Raw genomic sequence first — 2,945 nt, 5'->3', positions numbered from 1 at the left:
CCCGAGCCTGCCCCGCTGGACCACTGTGCCCTCCTGCACCGGGCAGAGCCCGGCCACGACGTCAAGCAGAGTCGTTTTACCTGCTCCGTTGGGACCGGTAACCAGGAGGTTCTCCCCCGCTCCTACCGTCAGCGAACCCACTGCCAGACGATCACCGACCGCGACGCCCTCAAGAGTGATCACCGGCCCAGCCAGTGACTGCCCGCCGAACTGGGCGGACAGCGCCAAAGGCTGAGGCGGTCGATCCACCGGCCGCTCCTCCAGCCGCCGCAGCCGCTCCTGCGCGTTTCGCTTCTGGCTGGTGATGGCTTCCTGCACGGTGCCCTGTTTGAAGTCGTAACCCATCTTGTCGCCGTCGCGTCGACGCCCGTAACCCATCCGCCCCTCCACCGCTGCGGCTTTCATTCGTTCGGCTTCCTTGGCATCCAGCCATTGCTGGTATTCCTGTTCCCACCGATTGCGTTCAGCAACCTTGGCCCGGAGGTATCCCTCGTATCCATCGCCATACCGCCGGAGTTCCCTGCGGTCGCCGTCCACTTCAATGATGGTCGTCGCGAAGGTGCGCAGGAACGATCGGTCGTGGGACACGGCGACGACCGCGCCCCGGTGGGCGGCGAGCTCCCGTTCCAGCCAGCTGACGGCGTCGTCGTCAAGATGGTTGGTGGGTTCGTCCAGCAGGAGGATGGCGGCCGGGTCGGCGAGCAGGCAAGCCAGCGCAAGGCGCTCCTGTTCGCCGCCGGAGAGCGTGTCAAGGGTGCGGCCCCGTTCCAGGCCGCCCAGCCCCAGCTGACTGAGGGCTGCGTCAACCCGCGAGTCGACGGCGTAGCCCTCATGCAGGTCATATTCGGATTGGAGTGCCCCGTAGTGTTCCAGCTCGTCTGGATCAGCCGATTCCAGGGAGGCTTCACGCCTCCTCAGCTCCGCCTCGAGGGCCCGGATTCCGCTCAGGGCCGCGTCAATCACGGTTTGGACGGTGTCGGACGGCGCATGGTCAAGTGTCTGCGGCAGGTGACCGACCGCTCCGTGCACTGAGATGTGTCCGCCATCGGGGGTTTCGAGCCCGGCCACCAGGCGCATCAGCGTGGACTTACCGGCGCCGTTCTCCCCGACCACTGCCACCCGTTCGCCACGGCCGACGGTCAGGTCGACGTGGTCAAGCAGCAGGCGGTCCCCATAGCCGTGGGACACGTCGGAAAGTTGGATATGTTCGGTCAAAGGAGTTCCTCGCGATATCGGAAAGTGCGCAGGCGTCGCGGCGCGCGGGTTCGAAGCGGGCGGTTGGCGCCGGCCGAACAGGCAGGTGCAAGGCTACTTCCTCATGGCTCCAGCGTGCCCCGGTGTGGGCAAGCCGTCAACCTCACCGGGGCACACCCCCGGCTACCCTGTCGCGCTGACGGTGGATTTTCGACAAAATGTGGGTGTGACCACCAATCGAAGCACCCCCCATCAGTGATATCCGCATCGCCTGTCGTCCGACGCTACTCAGCCTTCAGCACCTCAACCGCGGGAGGTAACCCGGCCGGGGTGGTGATGGAGGCCGCGGATCTTCCTGACGATCAAATGCAATCTATAGCTTCCGACGTCGGCTACAGCGAAACGGCCTTCCTCACCGGACCCATCACCGCCGATTCCCCGATTCCGATCCGCTACTTCGCGCCGGTGGGCGAAGTGGACTTCTGCGGTCACGCGACAATCGCGACGGCGGTGGCACTGGGGGAAGACGCGGGACTGGGCGCCTATACGCTGCACACCAAGGTGGGACCGGTGAACGTCAGGGCTTCACGCTACCGTCGAGGCTTTCAAGGCTCTTTGGAGAGCCCGCCGATCAGCTGCTCACCGCTGGCTGCCACCGATCTTGAGCTGCTCCTGAGCAGCCTGCGGTGGACAGGGGAGGTGCTCCATCCCGATTATCTTCCCGGGATCGGATTTGGTGGCAATCTCCATCCGGTCGTCGTCGTCAGGGATGCCGAAACGCTTGGCACTCTGGACTACCACTTCGCTGCGTTGCAGGAACTCTGTCGGACGCATACGTGGATCACGGTAACCCTGATAGCTCCCGCCGGTCCCAGCCTCTGGCAGGCGCGGAATCCATTCCCCTGGGGCGGGGTGGTTGAAGACCCCGCTACCGGTGCCGCGGCCGCAGCGTTCGCCGGGTACCTGAGGGCACAGGGTCGGATAGCTGTGGGCGCGAGCTTCACGATCCGTCAAGGGATCGAAATGGGTCGGCCCAGCACGCTCGAGGTCACGGTGCTCGAAGCGACTGCTCTGATCAGCGGCTACGCCGCGGTCATCACCTAGGGCGTCCCGGGTGTCGCCTCAGCGTCGAGAAACTGGAGACCGCCGAAACAACCGCCAAAGCAGAGCCTCACACGGACAGTTACTGACCGCGATGAGGTAGTGCCCGCCCCCGTCCGTCCCTAAAGTCGGTCCATGACCTACAACATCCAGATCACCCTCGACTGCACCAACACCCACGATCAGGCCGACTGGTGGGCTGAAACGCTCGGGTGGGTGGTGGAACCCACCGATCAGACCTTCATCGACGATGTGCTGGCCAAGGGCTGGGCCCAGCCGGATGAGCTCATTGTGCACAAAGGGGTGCGCGTGTGGCGCGACGGCGCAGCCATCTGCCGCCCCGGGGAGGATAGCCACAAGGGCAGGCTACGGATGCTATTTCAGCCAGTGCCTGAACCGAAGACTGTCAAGAACCGCTGCCACCTGGACATCAACCTCGACGGTGACGATAAAGACGAACTCAGGGCCCGGCTTGAGGGCCGGGGTGCCCAGTTTCTCTACCAGGCGAACCAAGGCCCCCACGTTTGGTACACAATGGCCGATCCTGAGGGCAATGAGTTCTGCATCGGGTGAGGACTCTTAGCTCCGAACGGCGCGTTGACGCAACAACACGATGGCTGCAGCGAGACCACCAGCAGCGGCGAAGCCCG

General features: G+C 64.6%; 3 protein-coding genes. 2 read left to right on the top strand and 1 reads right to left on the bottom strand.

The window, feature by feature from the left end; genetic code table 11:
• Nucleotides 1–1,215: ABC-F family ATP-binding cassette domain-containing protein (locus K728_RS0108290; protein ID WP_024476389.1), on the bottom strand; the 1,215-nt coding region annotated here is incomplete at its 3' end.
• A 234-nt stretch (nucleotides 1,216–1,449) separates the two neighbouring features.
• On the opposite strand from K728_RS0108290, the gene K728_RS0108285 reads away from it, so the two are divergent.
• Together K728_RS0108285 and K728_RS0108280 are read left to right on the top strand one after the other, a co-directional pair.
• Complete coding sequence (locus K728_RS0108285; protein WP_051317649.1) at nucleotides 1,450–2,298, top strand: PhzF family phenazine biosynthesis protein; 849 nt, start codon at nucleotides 1,450–1,452, stop codon at nucleotides 2,296–2,298.
• Between the two features lie 132 nt (nucleotides 2,299–2,430).
• Complete coding sequence (locus K728_RS0108280; protein WP_024476387.1) at nucleotides 2,431–2,868, top strand: VOC family protein; 438 nt, start codon at nucleotides 2,431–2,433, stop codon at nucleotides 2,866–2,868.
• Nucleotides 2,869–2,945: the final 77 nt, after the last annotated feature.

It is taken from the genome of Arthrobacter sp. CAL618 (assembly GCF_000468215.1).
Classification (GTDB): Bacteria; Actinomycetota; Actinomycetes; order Actinomycetales; family Micrococcaceae; genus Arthrobacter_D.
This window is presented reverse-complemented; position numbering and strand designations above follow the sequence as displayed.